Here is a 22,267-nt window from a genome sequence, read left to right as displayed (position 1 = left end):
TGTAAAGACCCACCCATGGCGTTGAAACTCGCGATCGTGGGTCGTCCCAATGTGGGCAAGTCCACCCTGTTCAACAGGCTGGCGGGTAAGCGCCTGGCGATCGTCGACGATCAGCCGGGCGTGACACGGGACCGTCGATTCGGAACCGGACGGCTGGGCGATCTGGATCTGGAACTGATCGACACCGCAGGCTTCGAGGATGTCACAGACGAGAGCCTGGAAGCGCGTATGCGCGCCCAGACCGAGCTGGCGGTCGACGAGGCCGACATCGCCCTGTTCGTGATCGACGCCCGGGAAGGCGTGACGCCGGGCGACGAGATCTTCGCCGATGTGCTGCGACGCAAGGGCAAACCGGTCGTCGTTGCGGCCAACAAGAGCGAGAGCAAGGCTTCCGAGTCGGGCGTGCTGGAAGCGTTCGGTCTGGGATTGGGTGAGCCGATCCCGATCTCGGCTGAACATGGCGAGGGCATGGCCGACCTGTACGCCGCTGTCGCCGCCCTGGCGCCGGACCCGGACGATGAGGATGATGAGGCTGCGGCCGGCAAGCCGATCAGTATAGCCATCGTCGGTCGACCCAACGCGGGGAAGTCCACACTGGTCAATGCGCTGATCGGCGAGGACCGGTTGCTGGTCGGGCCGGAAGCCGGGATCACGCGCGACGCCATCCCGGTGGACTGGACCTGGGATGACCGGGCGATCCGGCTGGTCGATACCGCCGGCCTGCGGCGCAAGGCCAAGGTCCAGGAGAAGCTGGAGAAACTCTCCACCGGCGATTCAATTCGCGCGATCACGTTCGCCGAGGTCGTGATCCTGGTGATGGACGCAACCCACCCCTTCGAGATCCAGGACCTGCAGATCGCCGATCTTGTCGAGCGGGAAGGCCGTGCGCTGGTCTATGTGCTGGCCAAGTGGGACCTGGTCGAAGATCCCCAGACGCGGCTGCCGGAACTGATCGAGCAGGCGCACCGGCTGCTGCCACAGCTCAAGGGCTCGCCGGTGGTGGCGCTGTCGGCGGAAACGGGCCGCGGTCTGGACCGACTGATGCCGTCGGTCCTGAAAGCGCACGGTGACTGGTCGACCAAGGTCAAGACGCGGGACCTGAACGACTGGCTGCAGATGGCGGTCGCCCGCCACCCGCCGCCTGCGGTGAACGGCCGGCGCGTGAAGCCCAAGTACATGGCCCAGACCAAGGCGAGGCCGCCGACGTTCGTGCTGTTCGCCAGTCGGGCGGACCAGCTTCCGGACCACTACAAGCGCTATCTTGTGAACTCGATCCGCGAGAGCTTCGACCTGCCCGGGGTGCCGATCCGGCTGACGGTGCGGTCGAACAAGAACCCCTATTCTGATGGTGAAACGGCGCCGGCGCCTCGGGCCTATCGTCCGCCGCGTTCGGCTTCGCGCCCGGCCGGCAGCAAGCCGGATGACTCCAAGCCGGCGTCGCGGCCCAAGAAGCCGAAGGCGGGGAATCCGCGCGGCAGGGCGGCGAAGCTGGCCCGCCCTGGGGTCAAGCCGAAGCGCGCGTCGCGGCCCTCTTCCAGTCCTCGAAAACCACGCTAGCGGTCGGCAGGCCCAGGTCGGCCTGGGCGAGTTCGACAATCAGCGGGCCGATCTCTGAGGGATCGGGAAGTTGGGCGGGATCCTCGCCCGGCATGGCCTCGGCGCGCATGCGCGTGCGCATGACGCTCGGGTCGAGCAGCACCGCGCGCACGTGGGTTTGTTCCAGTTCGTCGGCCCAGGTGCGCACCAGGTGCTCCAGGCCCGCCTTTGTGACGCCGTAGGGGCCCCAGAAGGCCTTGGGTCGGCTGGCGCGGCCACTGGTCAGGAAGATCGCCCGAGGGGCGGCGGCCGCCCTCAGCAGCGGCTCCATCGCGCGGATCAGTCGATAGCTGGCGGTGAGGTTCACCGCCACCACCCGGTCCCAGTGGCTGGGTTCGATGTGAAACACCGGGGTAATCGGGCCGAGTATCGCGGCGGCGTGGACCAGGATGTCGAGGCGGCCGAACCGCTGATGGAGCGCCAGGCCCAACTGGTCAAAGCCGTCGGGTTCGGCGATGTCCATAGGAACCAGGGTGGCGGGCGCGTGTCCGGCGCGGCGGAGTTCGTCGTCCAGCGCCTCGAGCGCCCCCTGGGTGCGGGCGACCGCCACAATGTGTGCGCCGGCCTCGGCCATCGAAAGGGCGGCGGCGCGGCCGATACCTCGGCTGGCGCCCGTGACAAGGGCGATGCGGTCGGAGAGCGGGCGGTCTGCGGACATGGCGGGGTCTCTAGCCGCTTTGATCGGCCATGTCAGGGCGTGCGGCGTAGCGTTGGGCGATGTAGGCGCAGGCCATCAGTTGCATCTGATGGAAGACCAGAAGCGGGATCAGCGCCACGCCTGCGACCGCGGCGGGGAACAACGCGGCCGCCATGGGCGCGCCGCTGGCCAACGACTTTTTCGAGCCGCAGAAGATGATGGCGATCTGGTCGGGCGTCGAGAAGCGGAGCGCCCGGGCGACGAACCACGTGAGCGCCAGCATCGCCGCCAGCAGCACCGCGCAAAGCAGCAGCAGCCGCACGAGATCGAGAGGGCCGAGCCGGGTCCAGACGCCTTCCACTACCGCGCCGGAGAACGCCACGAACACCACCAGCAGGATCGTCCCGCGATCAAAGCGGCTCAGGATCGCGTTGCGCCGCGCCACGAAGTCGCCGATCCAGGGGCGCAGCGCCTGGCCTGCGACGAAAGGCGCCAGGATCTGCAGGACGATGGCGAGAACGCCGGCGGCCGAGACCCCGCCCTGCGCATGCAGCAACAGGCCCGCCAGCAGCGGCGTTGCGAAAACCCCAAGGAGATTGGACGCCGAGGCCGCCGCCACGCCGGCTGCGACGTTCCCCCGCGCGATGCCGATGAACGCGATGGAGCTCTGGATCGTCGACGGCAGGCAGCCCAGGAAGATCAGGCCGGCTGCGAGCTCGGGCGGCGTGATCGCGGCCGGCAGCGAGGCCAGACTCAGCGCCAGCAAGGGAAAGGCCGCAAAGGTCGCGCCCAGGACGACAAGGTGGAGCCGCCAGTGCATCAGGCCGCCGATGACCGCCTCGCGGGACAGGCGCGCGCCGTGCAGGAAGAACACCGCACCGATGGCCACCTTGGTGACCAGGCCCAGCCAGACCGCTGCATCATCCCGCGCCGGCAGCACCGTCGCCAGCGCCGCGACCAGCAGGATCAGGACCAGATAGCCGTCGATCTTCAGGCCGAAGACCTTCACCCGAGCCCTCTCCCTCTCGCTTCAGGAGAGGGGTGGGGGAGGGCCGTCATGCATCCACCAGGAACGACAACTGACGCTCGACCAGTTCATTGCGGCCGAGCGCGATCTCGCGGTCGAGGAGGCGGGTGGGGTAGTCGCCGGTGAAATAGTGGTCGGTGTACTGGGGCGCGGCCGGATCGCGCACAGCGTCCATCGCCCAATAGAGGCCGTCGACCGACAGATAGCCCATCGAGTCCACGTTGAGGATGCGGGCGATCTCTTCGACGGAGTGGTTGGCGGCCAGCAGCTTGTCCCGATCGGGCATGTCGATCCCGTAGTAGTCCGGCCACTGGATCGGAGGCGAAGCGGATCTGAGATGCACCTCGGCGGCGCCCGCCTCACGGACCATGCGCACGACGCGGATCGAGTTGGTGCCGCGCACGATGCTGTCGTCCACCAGGAGGACGCGCTTGCCCGCCAGCACGGCCCGGTTGGGCGAGAGCTTCATGCGGACGCCAAGCTCGCGCTCGCCCTGGGTGGGCTGGATGAAGGTGCGGCCGACATAGTGGTTGCGGATGATGCCCATCTCGAAGGGAAGGCCGGCCTCCTGGGCGAAGCCGAGCGCCGCGGGGACGCCGGAGTCGGGCACCGGCACAACCACGTCGACGTCGGCGGGCGTTTCCATGGCCAGCCGGCGGCCCATGCGCTTGCGCACATCGTAGACCGAGCGACCGTTCACCACCGAGTCGGGGCGCGCGAAGTAGACGTATTCGAAGATGCAGGGCCGGGCGCGCTGGGCGGGGAAGGGGCGGAAGCTGCGTAAGCCCTTCTCGTCGGCCACCACCATCTCGCCGTGCTCGATGTCGCGCACGAAGGTGGCGCCGACCATGTCGAGCGCGCAGGTCTCTGAGGCGAAGACCGGCTTGCCGTTCAGGTCGCCGAGCACCAGGGGCCGGATGCCCAGAGGATCGCGGACGCCGACCAGCTTCTTGTTGGTCATGGCGACCAGGGCATAGCCGCCCTCGATCTGCTGCAACGCCTCTGTGAACCGATCCAGGAAGCGCGGCCGCCGGGAGCGGGCGATCAGATGCAGGATCGCTTCGGAATCGGAGGTCGACTGGAAGATCGCGCCCTCTTGGACCAGCTGCTCGCGCAGGGTCAGGAAGTTGGTCAGGTTGCCGTTATGGGCGAGCGCAATTCCGCCGGCCTCAAGATCGGCGAACATCGGCTGGACGTTGCGCAGGAAGCTGCCGCCGGCGGTGGAGTAGCGGGTGTGGCCGATGGCCGTGCGGCCGGGAAGCCGCTTGTTGAGGTCGCCCCCGCCGAAGGCGTCGCCGACATATCCCATGTGGCGCTCAGTGTGGAACCGCTGTCCGTCGAAGGCGGCTATGCCGCAGGCCTCCTGGCCGCGATGCTGCAACGCGTGGAGGCCGAGCGCCGTGACGCCTGAGGCCTCAGCGGTATCATAGACCCCGAAGACGCCGCACTCGAGCCGAGGCGTATCATCGTCCGGGTCGCGGTGCGGCGCGGACCAACGCTCGTGCGGCAGGCTCATCGGTTAGGCTCCGAAGGCTTGGGTCGGGAGGATTGAGGCGCCTCGTACCCCTCTGTCGTGGTTCTGTCACCTGAGGCCTCGTCAAAGGCGCGATCTATTGTCGGGCGGAGGCGGTCCAGCGCCTCGAAGCCGTGCGGCATCACATGGAGAATCAGCCGGCCCATATTTCCGGCGGCGGGCCAGGTGACTGCGCCGGTGATCCAACGGGGCCGCATATCGACCGGCGTGATCGCCGTGAACAGCAGGTAGAGCGCGCCCAGGACGATCATCCCGCGCCCGAGCCCGATCAGCAGGCCGAGGGACCGATCCAGGAACCCCAGCAGTTCGGCGGCGCGCATCTGGCGGGTGATTCCCGCGCCGATCAGCCGCAGCGCCACGAACGCCACAAGGAAGACGCCGATCAGCGTCACCGTGGTCGCGAGCCAGTCCGGGCGGACAGCTTCGCCGAGCAGGGGCCGGAAGGCCGGCAGGCCCATCACCGCCAACACCGCCGCGCCGATCAGCGCCACCAGGGCGAACACCTCGCGCGCGGCGCCACGGACAAATCCGACAGCGCCGGAAATGCCGAGCAGGGCCAGCACAAGCAGGTCGAACTGACTCACGGCCAGTCCGCGTGTTCGATGCGCTGGATCGCGTCGACCAGACGGCTGGCGCTGGTCACCTTGAGGCCCGGGGTCTGGACCTCGGTCTGCGGGGCGAGCGCGCGGCGGAATCCCAGCTTGGCGGCTTCCTTCAGGCGGGCGTCGATGCGGCTCACCGGGCGGACTTCGCCGGAAAGGCTGATCTCGCCGAACACCACGCAATCCTGGGGCAGGGCCTGGTCGAAGGCCGAGGAGGCCAGCGCGGCGGCGGCGGCGAGATCGGCGGCCGGTTCGGTGATGCGCAGCCCGCCTGCCACGTTGAGATAGACGTCGCGGTCGCCGAACGAGAGCCCGCAGCGGGCCTCCAGCACCGCCAGGATCATGGCCAGGCGACCCGAGTCCCAGCCCACGACGGCGCGGCGAGGATTGCCATAGGCCGACGGCGCGACCAGGGCCTGGATTTCGACCAGCACCGGTCGAGAGCCCTCGAGGCCGGCGAACACCGCCGCGCCGGCCGCCCGCTCGCCCGAGGTGTTGAGAAACAGCGCCGACGGGTTCTTGACCTCGGCGAGGCCTGCATCGCCCATCTCGAAAACGCCGATCTCGTCGGTGGCGCCAAAACGGTTCTTGGCGCCGCGCAGGATGCGGAACGGGTAGCCGCGCTCACCCTCGAAGGCGAACACGGCGTCGACCATGTGCTCGATGACTCGCGGCCCGGCGATTGCGCCGTCCTTTGTGACGTGACCCACCAAGACGATCGAGACACCCCGCGACTTTGCGAGGCGCGTGAGTTCGCCGGCGGCGGCGCGGACCTGGGTGACCGAACCTGGACCGGCCTCGTGCGCGTCGCTCCAGAGAGTCTGGATCGAGTCGATCACCGCGAAGTCAAAGGGCTCCGCCTTCAAGCCCTCGAGGATCGTGCGGAGCGAGGTCTCGGCGGCCAGCTTCAGGGGCGCGTCGGCCAGGCCCATGCGCTGGGCGCGGGCGCGGACCTGCTCCACCGCTTCTTCGCCGGAGATGTAGGCGCAGCGTGCGCCGGCGCGCGCGGCGCTGGCGGCGACCTGCAGCAGCAGAGTGGATTTGCCGACGCCGGGGTCGCCGCCCACCAGGATGGCGGATCCGGGCGCGACGCCGCCGCCACAGACCCGGTCCCATTCGCCGAGGCCGGTGACCAGTCGGGGCGGAGAGGGGGTCTGGGTGTCGAGTCCCTCGAAGGCCAGCCTGGACTTGCGCGCCGCCGAGGCGGGCTTCAGGGCGCCGGGCGGGCGGCTGGTGATTTCCTCGACCAGCGTGTTCCAGGCGCCGCAGGCCGGGCACTGGCCGCCCCAGCGCGTCTGCACAGCCCCGCAGGACTGGCAGACATATTGGGCGCCGTCGCGGGCCATGCGTACTCCTGATTCGGGTGTGCGTCGGCAGTGTAGCGGATGCTGAGGAAGCCCCCTCAGTCGCTTTGCGACAGATCGCCCCGACGAGAGCGGTGGGGGGGTTCCGAGGACCGGGCGACCCTGTAAGGTTCCCCTTAGGAACCCCGGAGCATCGCCATGAGCATCATCGAGCCAGGTTCGGCGTCGGCTGGCCTGATCGCCCGCGTCAGGGGTCTGCTGACCCGACCCGATGAGACCTGGGAGGTGATCGCTGACGAACCCGCCACCGAAGGCGGCCTGTTCCGGAGTTACGTGATCCCCCTGGTCGCAATACCTGCCGTTGCGTCGTCCGTCGGCCTCGCCGTGTTTGGGGTGGGCGGGTTTGGGGTTTCTTTCCGGCCGTCTCCTCTATGGGTCGCCGTGTCAGGCGTGCTGGGCTTCGCGCTGAGCCTCTTGATGGTCTGGCTGAGCGCACGGGTCATCAGGGCGCTGGCCCCGAATTTCGGCGGTGCGGCCGACCCGGTCCGGGCGGCCAAGGTCGCGGCCTATTCGCCAACGGCCTATTGGGTTCTGGGGATCGTGACACTGTTTCCCATGCTGGCCGTTCTGGCGCTGCTGGGCGCGATCTGGAGCTTGTTTCTGCTGCACAAGGGGCTGGGCCGGCTGATGGGCGCGCCGCCCGAACGGGCGTTGGCCTACACCGCCGCCGTCGCGGTTGTGATGTTCATCCTGGGCCTGTTGGCTGGAGGCGTCGCCGGAGCGGTGACATCAACGGGCGTGATGTCCGGCGCGGTTCCCGGGGTTGGCGGCAAGGTTGAGATTGCGGGCCAGGGCTCGGTGGACCTGGGCGAACTGCAGTCGGCGGCGGAGAAGGCGGCGGCGGCGGCCAGGGCGGTGCAGTCGGGCGAGGGCCCGCCGCCGACCTCCACCGAGGCCCTGCAGGCCATGCTTCCGGCCGTGGTGGGCGGATTTACACGTGAGAGCGTGAAGACCGGCTCCGGCGGGGTGGCGGGCTTCGAAGGCTCGCAGGCCGAGGGGGTCTATACGCGCGGCGCAGCGCGGTTGACGCTCTCGGTCACCGATGTGGGCGCGGCGGGCGCCCTGGCCGGACTGGCCGGCGCCTTTGACGCCCGAAAGACCGAGGAGACGGCCACCGGCTATGAGAAGGTCGGGGTGATTGAAGGGCGCCTGACCCAGGAAACCTATGATCGCGCCGCGCGGCGCGGCGAGTACGGCGTGATGATTGGCGAACGCTTCATGGTCCAGGCTGAAGGCGACGGTGTCGGCATGGATGAACTGAAGGCCGCCGTCGGCGCGGTGGACGCCCGCAAGCTGGAGGCCATAGCCGAGGCTGAGCGCTGAAAGACGCCTCAACTCATCCCGTAGCGCGCCAGATAGGGATAGTCTGAGGCCGCGCCGGGACGGGGCGTATCGGGGGAGTGGATTTCCGGCAGGTTCCAGCTGTTCTCCACACCGGCCGGCAGCGCCACGACGTTGGCGTCGCCCTTGCCGAGGGTCGGCGTCTTGCGACCCTTCAGCGCCCGCGAGGTTGCGAAGGGGGCGAAGAACCAGTGGACCCGGTAGTCGGCTTCGAGCAACAGCCGGACGACTTCGCGCGCGGTCTCAGGGTGGTTCACGGCGGCCTCGACCAGCCAGATCGGCCGGGTCTCCTGCATCAGGCGGGGCGCGCCCTTGAGGGCCTCGGCGTCATAGCCCTCGATGTCGATCTTGATCAGGCGGGTATCGGCGGGCGCGATGTCGTCGAGCGTCATGCGCAGGATGGGCGCGGTCTCGAAGTCGGTGGTGTTGAGGCTCAGGGTGCCGAAGTTGCGTTTCAGACCCAGGGGCGGATTTGGAAAGCGAACCAGACCGCGTTCCGCGGCGATCGCAGCCTGGATGATCTCGACATTGGTCAGCCGGTTGTTCATGGCGTTCGCGCCGTAGATCGCCGCGATGCCCCGGTGCGCCTCGACACCCAGGACGCGCCAGTTGGGCCTGGCGGCGGCGAAGGGAAGGCTGACCGAGCCGATGTTGGCGCCGGCGTCGATCAGGGTCCCGGTCTCGGCGGTGGCGTGCTCGATCAGGAAGTCGCTGATCACGGCGGCGAACTCGCCGTAAAGCGCGAGCGATTCGCCGATCGCGCTGTCACCCTCGGGGAACAGGAAGTCGAGCCCGTAGGCCCTCGTGCGGTCGAGCATCTGGCGGAAGTCTCCTCGGCGCGCGGTCTACCGGGAACTGCGCGTCCTGTCATCGCCACCGAGATACACGCGCTCGGCGCGCGTGCTGAGTCTGACCAGCACTTCGTGGGCCACCGTCCCCGCAGCCTCCGCGAGGTCATCCAGAAGCGCGTTGGCGCCGAGGAGTTCGACCGGATCGCCGATCCTGAGCGCAGCGTCGCCGATCTCGATGGCCGAGAGGTCCATGTTGATGACCAGCAGCCGCCGCGGGGCGCCGGCTGCGAAAGCGTGCGCCTTGCCCATCGCCGCACGGATCAGGCCATCGGCATAGCCGGCCGCGACGATCGCGATGCGCATGGGCCGATCAGCGGTGAAGGTGGACCCGTAGCCGAGCCGGTCACCAGCTTCGAGCGCCCTCAAGTCCAGGATCGGGGCCTCGAGCGTCGCCACGGAGCGCAGGCGCGGGTCGGGCCGTTCCTCCGGCCCGCCGCCGAACAGGCTGATGCCGGCGCGGACCATGTCGTAGCGATACTCCGCCCCAAGGAAGGTGCCGGCCGAGGCGGCAAGGCTGGCGCGGGCTTCAGGGAACAGGGTCCGGACCTTGCGGAAGCAGGCCAGTTGGGCGGGGTTGCGGCCCTCGGCCGGGTCGGTGGCCGATCCGAGATGACTGAGCAGGAGGTCGACATCGAGGCGCCGGCCGCGCGAAGGCGCTTCCGTCAGAGCGCGCGCTTCGTCGAGCGAGAGTCCCTGGCGGTTCATGCCTGTGTCGACCTGCAGGGCGACGGGACCGAGGCCGCCCGCCGCCTGAAGCGCGAGGGCGGCGTGGGCCTGGGGAAGGCTGCTGATCACCGGACGCAGGCGCGCGGCGGCGAAACGGGCGCCGGTTCCGGCGGCAAGCCCATCCAGCACCAGAATGTCGGCGTCGCGGTTAGGAAGCTCCGCGCGCAGGTCTTCGCCTTCCGAAAGGCGGGCGACGAAGAAGCTACGGGTCCCTTCGGCGTGGAGGCGTCGAGCGATGGCGCCGGCGCCCAGACCGTAGCCATCGGCCTTGATGACGGCGGCGACCTCCGCGCCCGGGGCCGCGTCGGCGATGATCGCGCGATTGTGGGCGAGCGCGTTGAGATCGATTGTGAGACGCGCGCGGTCAGGCGGCGGCTTACCGGGGCTCGTAGCGGCCGGGGTCACGGGCGAGGTTGCCGAACTTGGTGAGGTCCTCGTTGAACGACAGCCTCACCGTACCGATGGGACCGTGGCGCTGCTTGCCGATGATGATCTCGGCCAGGCCCTTCACGGCGTCCATCTGCTCCTGCCACTTGAAATGCTCCTCGGAGCCTTCGCGCGGCTCCAGGCGGGAGAGGTAGTAGCTCTCGCGGTAGATGAACATCACCATGTCGGCGTCCTGTTCGATCGAACCGGACTCTCTGAGGTCGGCGAGCTGGGGCTTCTTGTCTTCGCGGTTCTCGACCTGGCGGGAGAGCTGGGCGAGGGCGATGACCGGAATCGCCAGCTCCTTGGCCAGCGCCTTCAGGCCCTGGGTTATGGCGCTGACTTCCTGGACCCGGTTGTCTGAGCGGGTTCCGGCGCCGAGCGTGATCAGCTGGAGATAGTCGATGATCAGCAGGTCGAGGCCGACGGTGCGCTTGAGGCGTCGGGCCCGGGCGGTGAGTTTGGCGAGCGTGATGCCGCCGGTGTCGTCGATATAGAAAGGCGCGTCCTGAATCTCGATGGCCGCATCCCGCACGCGGCCAAACTCCATGGCGTCGATCTCGCCTTTGCGCAGCCGGTCCCCTGAAACGCCCGAAACCTCGGCCAACAAACGCATGGCCAGCTGGTCGGCGCTCATTTCGAGCGAGAAGAAGGCCACGACGCCGCCCCTGACCGTCTTCTTCGCGCCGTTGGGCTGGACCTCATAGGCGTAGTTGCGGGCCGCATCGAAGCCGATGTTGGCGGCCAGCGAGCTCTTCCCCATCGAGGGGCGGGCAGCGATGATCACCAGGTCGGAGGGGTGCAGACCGCCGATCTTCTGATCGAGGTCGATCAGGCCGGTGGAGAGGCCGGCGAGGCCGCCGTCGCGGCTGTGGGCCTCGGCGGCCATGGCCACGGCGCCGCGGAGCGCGTCGGCGAAATTGACGAACCCCTGGGAGACGCCGCCGGTCTCGGCGAGCGCGTAGAGCTGCTGTTCGGCGGCTTCAATCTGCTCGCGGGCGTCGAGCTCGTTGTCGCCGTGATGCGCCGTGGCGGTGATCTCGCCGCCGATGCGAATGAGGTCCCGGCGGAGCGCGAGGTCGTAGATGGCGCGGCCGTAGTCCGGGGCGTTGGCGGCCGGGGGCGCGCGGTTCACCAGATCGGCGAGGTAGCGGAGGCCGCCAAGCTCCTCGAAGGCCGGATCACGCAGGAACTGTTCGGCCAGGAGGATCGGATCGGCCAGCTGACCTTTGCGGATCAGAGCTTCGATGGCGCCGTAGAGTCGCTGATGGAACGGCTCGTGGAAGTGTCGCGCCTGGAGGTTGTCGCTCAGCCGTTCGAAGGCGGCATTGTCATAGAGGATCGCCCCGATCAGCGCCTGCTCCGCCTCAAGACTGGCGGGGACGGTCTGGACGACATCGTCATTTGAGGGGGGGCGCAGGTCGAGCGCCGGAACGAGGGCCATGGCCACTCGATAGCCGAGGGCGAGCGCCTACGGGAACGCGACAAATCGGCCCCGGCGCGGCCGTCCACATATGATTCGCATCGCTGTGGACAAGCCGCGCCGGAAGCGCGGGGTCAGAAGTTCACCGACACACGGCCGTAGACGTAACGGCCCGAACGGCCGAACGGCGAGTAGTTCGAGAACGGCGTGTTCGAGGTGGTGTTGAGGGACGGCGGGGTGCGCGTGGGGTACTCGTCGAGGATATTGTCGGCGCCGACCGACACCCGCACCTTTTCGGTCACGTTCCAGCGACCCTCCAGGTCGAGCACGACCCGGGGTTTCATCACCAGGTCGAGCGCCGCCGTCGTGCCAGGGCTCAGCACCTCGCCGTAGCGGGTGGCGCGGAAGGTGGCGCCGAAAGCGCCCATCGACCAGTCGACCGAGCCGGTGAACTTGGAGTCAGGCGTGCCCTCCTCGAAGGTCAGGACGTTCACCCGATCAAACAGGATCGGTGAGGGGCTGAGGGCCGCCAGCTGAGCGGTGACCGGCACCTTGGTCACTTCGGTCTGGTTGAAGTTGGCCGCGAGCGTGAAATTGAACGCGCCCATCTCGTCGGTGGTCAGCTTGTAGTTGGCGACGATGTCAACGCCCTGGGTCTCGGTGTCGACGCCGTTGATGAAGAAGCGACCACCACCCACGCCGATGAAGCCGCGCGAGGTCAGGAAGTTGCGTACGGCGGCAGAGGTCAGGTTCTCGGACAGAACGATCCGGTCCTCGACCTCGATCCGATAGGCGTCGACGGTGATGTTGACATCACCCAGACGGAGCACGGCGCCGACCGCGAAGTTGAGGGACTCTTCAGCGTCGAGCGGCTGGGAGCCCAGGGCCGATGCGATCGGGCTGGCCGCCGGGAAGGTCGTGATCTCGAACGGAACGCCATTGATGAAGTTCGTCGAGGTGGTGGTGAAGAACTGCTGCTGGAGCGAGGGGGCCCGGAAGCCGTTCTGCACCGAGGCGCGGAGCGCGAAGCTCTCATTGACGTCATAGCGCAGCGCCAGCTTGCCGGTGACCGTCTCGCCGAAGTCCGAGTAGTGCTCGGCGCGCACGGCGGCGGAGGCCAGGAGCTGGTCGGTCAGGTTGGCTTCGATATCGAGGTAGCCGCCCACTGAGGTACGGCCTTCATCGACCTCATTCTCGGGCCGAAAGCCCGGGAACACCTGGGCGCCCGACGGGGTCGGCGCGTTGTTCAGGAGCACGCCGCCGTTCCGGTAGGAATCCGCTTCACCGGCGAAGATGCGGTAGTTCTCGCGGCGGACTTCGACGCCGAGGGCCACATTCAGGGGCGAAGCAAGGCCAGCGTCGAACTGGCGCACGCCGGAGATATTGCCGACAGTCTGCTCGTACTCAAAGCCGCCCGCTTCGAACACCGTCTTGCTGCCAGGACCGATGGAGCGGTTGAGCGTGTTGCGGATGGTGAAGTCCATCTTGTTGGAGCCGTAGACAAGCGAGGCGTCAAAGTCCCACTCGCCAGCCTGCCACTTCACGCCGCCACCGGCGCCGAAGTCTTCGACGGTCGGATTGATCAGCGGCAGGAAGCCGTTCGGATAGATGGAAGTGATGTTGCGATCATCCAGCGCGCGGCGGAAGAAGCCGGCCGAGAGCGAGTCGCGGTTCTGGTAGCTCGCCCAGCCGTAAAGGCTGGTGGTTTCAGAGAGGTCGTAGCCGGCGTTGGCGAACAGGGTCCACTGCTCGATCTCGGGCTCGCCGTACCAGGCGTTGTAGCGGTCGAACGCGGCTTCGCGCGGGTCGAAGGCGCCGTTCACCAGGGCGTACTGCTGACGCCAGTCGGGCGCGGTGCGGATCGTCTTGTTCTGGTCGAGGAACTCGGCCGCGACGGTCAGGAAGCCTTCCGAACCCAGGGGCAGGCCCACCCAGCCCGAGAGGTTGATCGTCTCGCCGTCGGTGCGGTCGTACTTGGCCTTGTCCGCCACGGTCCAGTTGGCGCCGGCCGGCGGCGCCTGGACGAGGGTGTCCACCGAGGTGACGCGCGCGCCGTAGGTCGCGGTGAGGTTGCCGCCCTCAGAGGCTTCGCGCAGGCGCAGGTTCAGCACCCCGGCGATGGCGTCAGAGCCGTACTGCGCCGAGGCGCCGTCGCGCAGCACTTCAATCGACTGCACGATGCCGGCGGGAATGGTGTTGAGATCGACCGCCGATGAGCCGCGGCCGATGGTGCCGTTCACGTTGACCAGCGATGCCGAGTGGCGGCGCTTGGAGTTGACCAGGACGAGGGTCTGATCGGGCGAGAGACCGCGCAGGGTGGCCGGGCGGATCGTGTCGGTGCCGTCGGCGAGGCCAGGGCGGGGGAAGTTGAAGGAGGGCAGGGATACGGCGAGCGCCTGATTGAGCTCGGTCACGCCGACCTTGTTGAGCGCGTCCTGGCCGATGACGTCGACCGGAGCCAGCGATTCAAGTCGCGTGCGGCCCTCGGTGCGGGTGCCTGTCACGACCACTTCCTCGACTTCCGAGGTTGCGGATGTCTGGGCGAACGCGGGCTGAGCGAACAGGCTCGCGGCGGACGCCGCGGCGAAAAGGATGGCGCGATAGGTCATGGAGGTCCTCTGGGAACGGCCGGTTGGATCGCGGCCTTCACGTTGATTAAGCAAAGGTAGGGGTTCGCCAGACGTTGTTCTATGACATATCGGCAACACCCGAACGCGAAACGGCGCGAGGATCTCTCCTCGCGCCGCCGCAGATTTCCGTAGGTCTTGCGCCGGGGCCTAGGCCTCGCCGAACTCCTGCGCCATCTGACCCGCGCCGCCTTCGAGAAGGTCGGCGGCGGCCTGGTCGGCGGCGAGACGCTCTTCTTCGAACTGGGCGTTGATCACGTTCTCGCCGCGCGCCTGACGCTCAGCTTCGTCCTGACTGCGGGCGATGTTGAGCGTGATGGTCACCGCGACTTCGGCATGGAGGCGCACCTTAACCTCGTGCAGGCCGAGCGTCTTGATCGGCTTGTCCAGCACGACCATGGCGCGTTCGATCTTGCCGCCTTCGGCGTTGACCGCGTCGGCCACGTCGCGACCGGTGACCGAGCCGTAGAGCTGACCGCTCTCGCCCGCCTGGCGGATCATGACGTAGGACGAGCCGTCGAGCTTTTCGCCCGCCTTGCCGGCAGCGTCCTTGGCCCGCGCGTTGCGCGCCTCGATATCGGCCTTCTGGGCCTCAAAGATCTTGAGGCTGGCCGCGTTGGCCCGCAGCGCCTTCTGCCGGGGCAGCAGGTAGTTGCGCGCATACCCGTCCTTGACGGTGATCACGTCGCCCAGGCCGCCACGGCCTTCGACGCGTTCGAGCAGAATGACTTTCATCTGTGCGGCTCCCTTACTTCACGACGTAGGGGAGCAGCGCCAGGAAGCGGGCGCGCTTGATGGCCTTGGCCAGTTCACGCTGCTTCTTGGCCGACACCGCGGTGATGCGCGAGGGCACGATCTTGCCGCGCTCGGAAACGTACCGCTGCAGGAGCTTGACGTCCTTGTAGTCGATCTTCGGGGCCTGGGCGCCGGAGAACGGGCACACCTTGCGGCGGCGGAAGAACGGACGGCGGGCGCCGCCGGCCGCGGATGCGGCGGGCGCGATGGAGGTTTCGTCAGTCATGGCGTGAGCCTCCCTTCCTTAAAACTGAGGAACATCGTCGCGGCGTTCGCGGTCGCGATCGCGGCGGGCGAGAACGGGCGAAAGCTCGAGATCGAGCTCATCCACGCGCACGGTCATGTAGCGCAGCACGTCTTCGTTGATGCTGAGCTGGCGCTCCATTTCCTTGACGATGCCGGCCGGAGCGTCGATCGCCAGGAGGGAGTAGTGACCCTTGCGGTTCTTTTTGATGCGGTAGGTGAGGTTGCGAAGGCCCCAGTACTCGATCTTGGCGACGGCGCCGCCGCCTTCCTCGATGAGGACCTTGAGTTGATCGTTGAGGGCTTCGGCCTGTTGCGGCGAGATGTCCTGCCGCGAGATCACGACGTGCTCGTAGAGCGCCATGGTTTCCTTCTTCCGTTGTGGAAGGCGGCGCGACCGGTGGCGGAAGTCCGCCGGCCACGATGGATCCCGACCGCGAACGATTTCGCGAGGACCGCCCTCCGTGAGGAGGCGCGCTTCTAGGGGAAACGTCCTGCCTCGGCAAGGGGAAACACGTCACAGGCGCTAAAGCGGAGCGCCACCATCCAGGCAATCAAGGCGCCGTAACCGCAATCAAGACCATCCTATGCGGACGAGTCGCGATCTTGGTCTTTCTGGCCCCCCTGCCGTGCCGACCTACTTCTTCGCCTTCCAGGCCTTCACCGCGCCCAGGGTCTCGGCGACATGCTGGGTGGGGTCCATCTTGGAATAGGAATGCACGACCGTGCCGTCGGGCGCGATGACGAAGGAGGTGCGGTCCGACCACTCCGGCTTCATCGGCAGGACCGCGTCGAACTGGCGAGCGATCTTGGCGCCCGGATCAGCCGCCACCGGGAACTTGCCCGAGCACTTTTCGGTGTCCGCCGAGAAGGCGGCCAGGCGATCCAGGTTGCCGGAGGTGACGCCGATCACCGTCGCGCCCTGGGCGCGGAAGTCGGCGGTGGCGTCGGCGAACAGCTTGGCCTCCAGGTTGCAGCCCTTGGTGTCGGCCGCCGGGAAGAAGTAGAGTACGACGGGCCCTTTCTTGCGGGCGTCGGCGAGCGAGAAGTTGATCGGCTGGCCCGCCTGATAGCCCTGAGCCGTAAAGTCCGGCGCCTTGGAACCGGCCTTCAGACCGGCGAAGGCAGGGCTTGCGACGGCGACGATCGCGGCGGCGGCGAGCAGGGTGAGACGCGACATTGGGGGCGGATCCTTAGCGGGGTTCAGTGGGTCAGTAGATACGGCCCCTGGGCCGCTGCGCAAGGCCCTCAGTTGTAGTCGACGCTGAGGGTCAGCACCCCGGAATAGGCGCCGGAAGGCGTGGTGGGCGTGAGAGTGACAGATCCACCGATATTGAAGCCGTAGGTTCCGGCGGCGCCGACGGCGCCGGAGAGGCGGGGCGTAGCCACGGCGGTGTGAGTGACGTTGACCGCCAGCGTCGCCGGACCGCTCAGGTTGAAGCTGGCGGGGATGGAGATGGAAACCACCTGTCCGCCTTCGCCGGTGACGGTGAAGGCGGCGCGGGTCGGGGCGGGCGTGGGAAATCCGAACCCGCTGCCGCTGACCGTCCGCACGCCGGTCGAGGCGTTGAGCGTGACGATGCTCTGGCCGGTCGTGGGGAGTTGAATGCGGCCGAAGTCAAGGTCGGCTGTCTTGCCGACCGCCAGCCCGCGAAACGCCTGGACCCGCCCTCGATCGGTGTCTCCGCCCATCGAGAGCCCGCCCTGATCAAGGGCGTAGACGAAGAACGCGTTCTCGCCGGGGCCGCTGGCCAAGCCGGAATCGTCACCCGCGACCGCGAAATCGGCGCCGACGAAGAAGGTCTTGGACTGGTTGTCGCCGATGGGCCCGATGGTGAAGTTGAGCGGACTGGTTCCTGACGACGGGCCGATCTGAACAGCCGTTCCCATGGCCACGGAGAAGTTGCGCAGGGCTCGCGCCCGGCCGGTGATCAGGCCGATCACGCCGGCCTGGATCGGCACATTGTTGTCCCGGCACGCGCCATCGTCCACGCGGGAGGGGCGGCAGGTCACGGTCACGAGCGCCCGCACCGCACCCGCCGCGATCCGGCGACCGGTCCCGCTAACGACGGAAACCGCGCCGGTGGACGGGTTGATGCGGAACACCGTGTCGCCGCTGGGCGCGGCGGCCACCGAGCCGAGATCGAGGGGATTTCCGACATTCACCGTGTAGGTGGCGGCGAGTGCGGGGGCTCCGGCCAGCAAAGCCACGGCCGCGCCGATGATCTGGGTGCGGATCATCGCTGCGCGCCTCCAATGGCGGCCACGACCGCGACAGTCGCGGGTTCGAAACGGACCCTCAAGCGTACATCCGGCGGGTGATCGCCGCCGGCGCGGATCACCACTTCGGGAGCGTCCACGGCCTGCATGCGCAGGCGTTCGGCCTGCCGCGGGTCGATCATGATCCGCCATGCGCCCAACGGCACGCCGTCGAAGACCGCGGTTCCATCGAACTCGGTGGTGGTCTCAAGGGGCGTGTTGGCGGCCGGGCCGGTCAGCAGAACCCGCACGGAGGCCAGTCCGACGACCCGACCGTCGTCGCGCTGGAGTTCCACCTTGACCACGACGCCGCCGGTCGGGCGGAGGGGATAGTCGACGCGGATGGTCCGACCGGGACGGGGCTTGACCTCGACCCGGGTCGGCGGGGCCGAGACCTCGCCGTCAAGCTGATCAAGGCCGACGTCCAGTCGGGCCCGGGGGCCGGCGCCCAGACCAGTCAGCAGCAGGCGTCCGTCGCCGTTGGTGACTGCGCCGCGGGTCGCCCCGCCGTCGACGCCGACGTCGGCCGCAGCCACTTCGCTGTCCTGGCGCAGGCCGTCGCCGTTCTCGTCCATGAAGGCGCTGAACAGCACGGAGCCGCTGGCGCCGGGCCCGGACCGCATCAGGTCGTAGCGCCGCCGTTCGGGATCGAAGCCGAGCCCGAAGGTCCACTGCGCCGCTAAGCGCCAGTCGTCCTGGGCGTTGTCGTACTGGCCGGTGAAGGCCCAGTCGCCCTGGCGGGTGGCCCAGACGGCGGAGAGGGCCAGATTCCAGCCATCCAGGTCGTCGAGCGGCTGGCCCAGGCCGAGGCGGAGCGACCAGTCGTCGGAGAGCCGGCGATCGACCGAGACGGCGAGGAAGCGCGCCTTCACCTCGGGGAGAAGTTCGTAGTCAAAGGTGGCGCGGAGTTGCAGTCCGGCGATGTCGAAACTGGAGGCGGCGATGTAGCCCTTCAGGGTCTCTACCGGGCGGGCGGGCCGATAGGCCTGGCGCTGGTACTCGAGGCCCGCGGACATCAGCACGCGGCCGACGCTGGATGAGGCGCGGACCCCGGAGAGCAGATCGTAGCGGTGGCCGGCGTATTCGTTTCGCAGCGTGCGCATCGATACCGGGATGATCCGACCGCGCAGGTTCACGCTGGAATCGACCGTCAGCTCCGAGCGGCGGCGGAGCGCAAAGAGCGGGTTGAAGCCGAGATTGTTCTCATCGACGAAGCGATCGCGGTACTCGGCGTGACGCAGCACATAGGACGCCTCGCCCACCCGGCCGGCGAGCGCGGCGGAGGCGCCTTCGCCGCCGCGGCCGTCGCGGCCGATGTCGACCTGAGTCGCGATCCCGAACAGGGTCGTGCGCGCCCCGGCGCTCACATAGGTCAGGCCTCCGCCCCGCACCTGGGGCACGCGCGCAAGGCCCGCTGAGACGGTCAGGAGGTCGGTCAGGCCGTAGTTCAGGTTGGCCGTGGCGCGGACGCCGCCGTTGGCGAAGATTGTGGGATCGCCGATCACCTGATCGCCGCGCAGGCGAAACAGCGGCGTGTTCTGTTCAACCACGCCCATGGTCAACTGAGACTCGCCGCGTCGCAGCAGGGCCGCGCCGACATTCACCACCTGCACCTCTTCCGTCCGCTCTCCGCGCGGTCCGTAGGTGATGACCCGGAGCACGTTGAGACCGGGGGAGAGCGGGATGTCGAGGAACTCGAAGCGACCATTGATCGCCCGATTGGTGCTGCCCCGGAGGACGTCGTTGATGAACAACTCGACCTCGAACCCGGGCGGGAGCTCGCCGCGCAGATCGATCTGGTTGAAGACGCTGGTCTGCTCCAGCGGCGCGGTCGACACGGTGAAGCCGCGTCCGGCGATGCTGCGCGGGCCCATGCTGAGGGCCGGGGCGTAGGTGTCGCCGAGGGTGACCTCGCGCGCCTTGAGGGGGCCGAGCAGGGCGCCTTCGAGAGATCGACGCTGGAGCATCATTCGCGCGTTGTTGGCGCGCCCCTCCTCATCGGAGTTCATATAGGCCTGGAGGTTGGACCAGAGCAGGTCGCCGGCCAGCCTGATATCGTAGCGGAACGTGCGGCCGGCCGCGCCCCTCTGGGTTCCTGCGTCCAGGATGATGTCAACGCCCGGCGGGCTGAACGCGGTGTAGGGATCGTCGACCGCCAGTACAGGCTCGTCGATGCCGGCCAGTCCGCCCAGCCCCCGACGGCTTGCCGCGCGGCCGAGGCGCGCCTGTACCGGGAAGGGCTCGGTGGTCGTCATGCGTAGCACGAGTTCGTCGTCAGCGACCACCAGTCGCACGCCCAGGAGGCGCGAGATGAGCGAGGCCCTGAGATAGATGTCGGTCTGGCTGACGGCCCAGTCGTTCGGGCTCACGGCGAAGGCCTCTCCGCCGGCGCGCGCCTGGCCCGAGGCGAGATCGACCGCCACCGTACGCCGCGCCGCGCCCAGCCGACCGGTCACCCGCCGTTCCGCCGGAAAGACATCTATATCGGCCTCAAGGAGCGCGGCCATCTCGCCCAACGGGATCAAAGGATCGGTCGGTTCGCCATAGGCGCCGATCCCGTCCGACAGGGTGAGGTCGTCGAGGGTGATCGAAAACAGCAGCAGGCCGGCGGGGTCGAGCGTCGTCTGGACCTGCGACGCCGGCCCTGGCTCCGCGCGCGCGACGGCGCCGGGCGCCAGCAACAGGCCCAAGATTAAAGCCGCGAGGGCCCTCCGGTCAAAAGGCCGCTTTCGCAAGGACCTTCCCCGGTGACATATCGTCGTCCGTGAAGGTCACCTCCAGCCGTTCGCCGGGATTCGGCGCACGGGTAAGCGGGATCCTGACGGCGCGGCGGGCGACCTCTGGATATACGCCCACGCCGCGCGCCAATCCCAATGGCTCAGCCCCCTGGCGGGCGCCGGCGACGTGAATTTCAAGATTGCCGTAGAGCGATCCTGGGCCCTCGCGCACGATTTCGAAGGCCGCGACCGCGACGCGGCGGGCCGACGACCGGCCGTCGGCGGGAATGTCCACCATCTCCAGGCGTGGCGTGGTGAGCGTGGCCCGCGCTTCGGTCGGCGACGACCGGACAATCACCGGGATCGAGACGCCATAAACAGCGGAAATCTGGAAGCTGAGCCCTGCGGCTGTCGCGCCGGAAGCGGCGGCTTCGGCCGTGGCGCCGGAGTCCCGAGGCGGCAGGGTGGTGACCGTCAGGTGGGTGCGATGTTCGTCGCCGACCCCTTCCGGGAGATTGGAGAGTCGCACGCGTACGGTTTGCGGCCGACCGGGGATAAGCGTCGTCCGCCGGGGTGAGACCTGGACCAGATCGCGCGCTGACTTGAGCGCCGCGACGGCGGTTCGAACATCTTCGCGGGTCGCCGCCTCCTCAATCGTCGAGATCTGACCATCGGGAAGCATGACCCGATCAACCAGCGCGACGTCGACCGTGACAGGTTCGGTCCCCTGGTTGAGCAGGATGACCGTGGCGTTGCGGCGCGCGCGATCCAGCGACACCCGGCGCGGCGAGATGTTCAGGAAGGCGCCGGTCGCGGCGGCGTCGGGCGCGACGGCAGGCTGCGCAGGCAGAGTCGGCGGCGCGCCGATAGCCAGCGCAAACGCCAGGGCCCCGATCAGGCGACGAGACATCAGTTGTACTGGACCAGAACGACGAGCGAGTCGTTGGACATCAAGAGCGGGCGTTCGAAGCCGACGCCGATGCTGGCCGCCGAACCGCCCGCCAGGGCTCCGCCCATGAAGCTTGAGGGCGCGCGCCCGTACTCCGCCATACGGGTGCGGACCAGCAGCGCGCCGGTGCGACCCTCGCGGGTGACGTCGAACGCGCCGGGCGCGGTGACGGGCTCGCCGGTTTCGTCTTCCCGTCGAACCACGAGGCGACCGTTGGTCGGCATCATCATGCCCATGCTCATCGAAGGGATCGGCGCGGCGAACTGGGCCCCGCCCGCCTCGGCTCGCACGCTGGGCATTGCGGTCTGCCAGACCATGCGCACCATCATCGGCTCGACGATGGTGGCGCGCGCTTCCACCGACGCCTCGATCGCGGCGGCGGGGCTTGCGGCCCCGGCGGCCAGGGCCAGGGCGGCGAAGGCGAAGCGCGCGGTCATTCGGTCCCTAGTTGAAGTTGATCGTCAGGCTCAGCGTGCCGCTGTAGGCCTGGATCGTGGTGGTGGGCGTGATGTCGAACCTGCCGCCCACGAAGAGGTCGTCCTGACCGCTCGCGGGGAGGGTGTTGAGCGTTCCCGATGAGGCGACCGGGCTTTCGGCGGCTATGGCCGACAGATTGCCCGACGAGTTGGTGAAGGTGAGGGTGTTGGTCTGGACCGAATAGGTCTGACCATTGGAGCCGGTGATCCGGAACTGGGCGGCGCGGGCCTGGCCCGAGGTCGGGATGAACGCGTTGCCGCCGGAGACTGTCGGGGTCGCCGCGCCAGATGCCGCCGAGGCGACAACGATCGTGCTTGTTCCGGTGGTCGGCCGCGCGATGGAGCCGAATTCCAGCGTGCGCTGGGCCAGGACCTGGTTGGCCGAAACAATGTTGGCCGCTGCGGTGGTCGTGCCGTTGACCGGCGCAGCCATGGCCGGTGCGCCGGAGAGGGCGAGGGCGGAGGCGATCAGTGCGATACGCAGCTTCATGAGACACCTTTCGGGTGCGAGGTCGGGTTTAGCTTGATCCGGCGCCGAAGGGCGATCCCTGAAGTTTCCCCTGTCGGGGGAATTCTGGGCGTCGTGGGCACCGTGGGTTGTATCTTGTTGATTTGCCGTCAGTTCATCGAGTCGACGGCTATGTCCGCCCCCCCCTGAGTGTCAAGAAATGGGA

At 68.3% G+C, this 22,267-nt stretch carries 20 protein-coding genes; 2 read left to right on the top strand and 18 right to left on the bottom strand.

What is annotated here, in order from left to right; all coding sequences use genetic code 11:
* Nucleotides 1–15 precede the first annotated feature (15 nt).
* Nucleotides 16–1,557, top strand: coding sequence for a ribosome biogenesis GTPase Der (gene der / locus ACIQ3R_RS00375; RefSeq protein WP_397413778.1), 1,542 nt, complete (start codon nucleotides 16–18; stop codon nucleotides 1,555–1,557).
* Here the strand turns inward: der and ACIQ3R_RS00370 are convergent.
* The 5 genes from ACIQ3R_RS00370 to radA are packed head-to-tail and all read right to left on the bottom strand — an operon-like array spanning nucleotide 1,505 to nucleotide 6,742.
* Nucleotides 1,505–2,254 carry an SDR family NAD(P)-dependent oxidoreductase gene (locus ACIQ3R_RS00370; RefSeq protein WP_397413776.1) on the bottom strand — a complete coding sequence of 250 codons (750 nt, stop codon included), beginning with the start codon at nucleotides 2,252–2,254 and terminating at the stop codon, nucleotides 1,505–1,507. The two genes, der and ACIQ3R_RS00370, sit on opposite strands and share 53 nt — an antisense overlap.
* A gap of 10 nt (nucleotides 2,255–2,264) precedes the next feature.
* The gene (locus ACIQ3R_RS00365) at nucleotides 2,265–3,242 is read right to left on the bottom strand and encodes a bile acid:sodium symporter family protein (RefSeq protein ID WP_397413774.1); all 978 of its coding nucleotides are present in this window, start codon (nucleotides 3,240–3,242) and stop codon (nucleotides 2,265–2,267) included.
* Between the two features lie 46 nt (nucleotides 3,243–3,288).
* Nucleotides 3,289–4,776 (bottom strand): amidophosphoribosyltransferase, encoded by a 1,488-nt coding sequence (gene purF, locus ACIQ3R_RS00360; RefSeq protein WP_397413772.1) that lies wholly within the window; start codon nucleotides 4,774–4,776, stop codon nucleotides 3,289–3,291.
* Entirely contained in the window at nucleotides 4,773–5,378 is a 606-nt protein-coding gene (locus ACIQ3R_RS00355) for a CvpA family protein (protein WP_397413770.1), read from the bottom strand. Before ACIQ3R_RS00355 ends, purF begins: the two co-directional genes overlap by 4 nt.
* Complete coding sequence (gene radA / locus ACIQ3R_RS00350) at nucleotides 5,375–6,742, bottom strand: DNA repair protein RadA (protein ID WP_397413767.1); 1,368 nt, start codon at nucleotides 6,740–6,742, stop codon at nucleotides 5,375–5,377. Before radA ends, ACIQ3R_RS00355 begins: the two co-directional genes overlap by 4 nt.
* Before the next feature lie 156 nt (nucleotides 6,743–6,898).
* On the opposite strand from radA, the gene ACIQ3R_RS00345 reads away from it, so the two are divergent.
* Nucleotides 6,899–8,083 (top strand): Yip1 family protein, encoded by a 1,185-nt coding sequence (locus ACIQ3R_RS00345; RefSeq protein ID WP_397413765.1) that lies wholly within the window; start codon nucleotides 6,899–6,901, stop codon nucleotides 8,081–8,083.
* A gap of 8 nt (nucleotides 8,084–8,091) precedes the next feature.
* On the opposite strand, the gene ACIQ3R_RS00340 is transcribed toward ACIQ3R_RS00345, so the two are convergent.
* The 13 genes from ACIQ3R_RS00340 to ACIQ3R_RS00280 form a co-directional block, all read right to left on the bottom strand.
* Complete coding sequence (locus ACIQ3R_RS00340; protein WP_397413762.1) at nucleotides 8,092–8,919, bottom strand: FkbM family methyltransferase; 828 nt, start codon at nucleotides 8,917–8,919, stop codon at nucleotides 8,092–8,094.
* Between the two features lie 27 nt (nucleotides 8,920–8,946).
* Nucleotides 8,947–10,083: an alanine racemase gene (alr, locus tag ACIQ3R_RS00335; RefSeq protein WP_397413760.1), complete on the bottom strand. Its 1,137-nt coding sequence runs from the start codon at nucleotides 10,081–10,083 to the stop codon at nucleotides 8,947–8,949.
* Nucleotides 10,055–11,548, bottom strand: a complete 1,494-nt coding sequence (locus ACIQ3R_RS00330; protein ID WP_397413758.1) for a replicative DNA helicase — start codon at nucleotides 11,546–11,548, stop codon at nucleotides 10,055–10,057. The genes alr and ACIQ3R_RS00330 overlap by 29 nt, the downstream gene beginning before the upstream one ends.
* A 113-nt stretch (nucleotides 11,549–11,661) precedes the next feature.
* Entirely contained in the window at nucleotides 11,662–14,136 is a 2,475-nt protein-coding gene (locus ACIQ3R_RS00325; RefSeq protein ID WP_397413755.1) for a TonB-dependent receptor plug domain-containing protein, read from the bottom strand.
* Between the two features lie 168 nt (nucleotides 14,137–14,304).
* A complete protein-coding gene (gene rplI, locus ACIQ3R_RS00320) occupies nucleotides 14,305–14,889 on the bottom strand; it encodes a 50S ribosomal protein L9 (protein ID WP_397413753.1) in 585 nt (194 codons plus the stop codon).
* A 13-nt stretch (nucleotides 14,890–14,902) separates the two neighbouring features.
* Entirely contained in the window at nucleotides 14,903–15,175 is a 273-nt protein-coding gene (gene rpsR, locus ACIQ3R_RS00315; RefSeq protein ID WP_397413750.1) for a 30S ribosomal protein S18, read from the bottom strand.
* 18 nt (nucleotides 15,176–15,193) lie between these two features.
* Entirely contained in the window at nucleotides 15,194–15,556 is a 363-nt protein-coding gene (rpsF, locus tag ACIQ3R_RS00310) for a 30S ribosomal protein S6 (protein WP_397413748.1), read from the bottom strand.
* A gap of 273 nt (nucleotides 15,557–15,829) precedes the next feature.
* On the bottom strand, nucleotides 15,830–16,372 hold the full coding sequence (locus ACIQ3R_RS00305; RefSeq protein WP_397413745.1) for a peroxiredoxin: 543 nt from the start codon (nucleotides 16,370–16,372) through the stop codon (nucleotides 15,830–15,832).
* Between the two features lie 68 nt (nucleotides 16,373–16,440).
* Nucleotides 16,441–17,433: a DUF4402 domain-containing protein gene (locus tag ACIQ3R_RS00300; RefSeq protein WP_397413742.1), complete on the bottom strand. Its 993-nt coding sequence runs from the start codon at nucleotides 17,431–17,433 to the stop codon at nucleotides 16,441–16,443.
* On the bottom strand, nucleotides 17,430–20,141 hold the full coding sequence (locus ACIQ3R_RS00295; RefSeq protein WP_397413740.1) for a hypothetical protein: 2,712 nt from the start codon (nucleotides 20,139–20,141) through the stop codon (nucleotides 17,430–17,432). The genes ACIQ3R_RS00300 and ACIQ3R_RS00295 overlap by 4 nt, the downstream gene beginning before the upstream one ends.
* A gap of 25 nt (nucleotides 20,142–20,166) precedes the next feature.
* Entirely contained in the window at nucleotides 20,167–21,078 is a 912-nt protein-coding gene (locus ACIQ3R_RS00290) for a hypothetical protein (protein WP_397413738.1), read from the bottom strand.
* A complete protein-coding gene (locus ACIQ3R_RS00285) occupies nucleotides 21,078–21,554 on the bottom strand; it encodes a hypothetical protein (protein WP_397413736.1) in 477 nt (158 codons plus the stop codon). Before ACIQ3R_RS00285 ends, ACIQ3R_RS00290 begins: the two co-directional genes overlap by 1 nt.
* Before the next feature lie 7 nt (nucleotides 21,555–21,561).
* Complete coding sequence (locus ACIQ3R_RS00280; protein WP_397413733.1) at nucleotides 21,562–22,083, bottom strand: DUF4402 domain-containing protein; 522 nt, start codon at nucleotides 22,081–22,083, stop codon at nucleotides 21,562–21,564.
* Between the last annotated feature and the right edge of the window lie 184 nt (nucleotides 22,084–22,267).

The sequence above is a fragment of the Phenylobacterium sp. genome (assembly GCF_044371015.1).
Classification (GTDB): Bacteria; Pseudomonadota; Alphaproteobacteria; order Caulobacterales; family Caulobacteraceae; genus Phenylobacterium.
The sequence above is the reverse complement of the archived record's forward strand: the minus strand, read 5'-3'. Positions and strand labels throughout refer to the sequence as shown.